Origin of the sequence: Protofrankia sp. CiP1_Cm_nod2, assembly GCF_920664355.1 — a bacterium.
GTDB lineage: Bacteria > Actinomycetota > Actinomycetes > Frankiales > Frankiaceae > Protofrankia.
The window spans coordinates 7,924-8,550 of sequence record NZ_CAKKTL010000187.1; the positions used below are offsets into that span (position 1 = coordinate 7,924).

The window sequence follows — 627 nt, forward strand, 5'->3', positions numbered from 1 at the left end:
CCACGAACAACGCCGGACGAGAACGGCCCCAGGGGGCGTTCGTGGATTTTCCGTGGTTTTCCGTCGGGCCCGGGCGGCCCGGGCGGCACTCCCGCGAGCACCCCGTGACGTCCCCGACCCGACGACGACACGTCCCCGCCACCGCCGGCCAGGCGGGAGCGGCGGACGTCAGAGCCGAGGCTCAGACCGTGGCACCGGCCATCATCTGGCAGGATGCGGCGCATGCGCGGCACGCTTCCGCCAGCTTCATCATCTGGGCGTCACCGGGCATCTTCATGGCCATTTCGGCGCACATCGTACATATGCGCGCACAGATGCCACACATTTCCCGGTACATCGACGACATGCGGCACATCATGTCCGCGCAGACCTTCGTGACGGCCGCGCAGTCCATCAGGATACGCATGCTCGCCGCGTCCATCATCGTCCCCGGCATGTCCATGCAGTAGGCAATCGTCTCCTCACACGTGGTCGAGCAGGACATGCAGTTGTCGATCGCCTTGCGCATTTCATTACTGATCTTCTCGGCGTGCTGCACGATGACCCTCCTGACGGTCGCGCGGCGTGAACCGCCGCCCCCGATGATCACTGCGAACCGCTCACGTCGAATGTTCCGCTGTTCCGTGA

At 65.2% G+C, this 627-nt stretch carries 1 protein-coding gene; it reads right to left on the bottom strand.

Annotated elements, in window-relative coordinates; translation table 11 throughout:
* Window positions 1–181 precede the first annotated feature (181 nt).
* The coding region (locus NBW84_RS18260; RefSeq protein WP_250285946.1) for a four-helix bundle copper-binding protein at window positions 182–627 on the bottom strand (446 nt) is incomplete at its 5' end.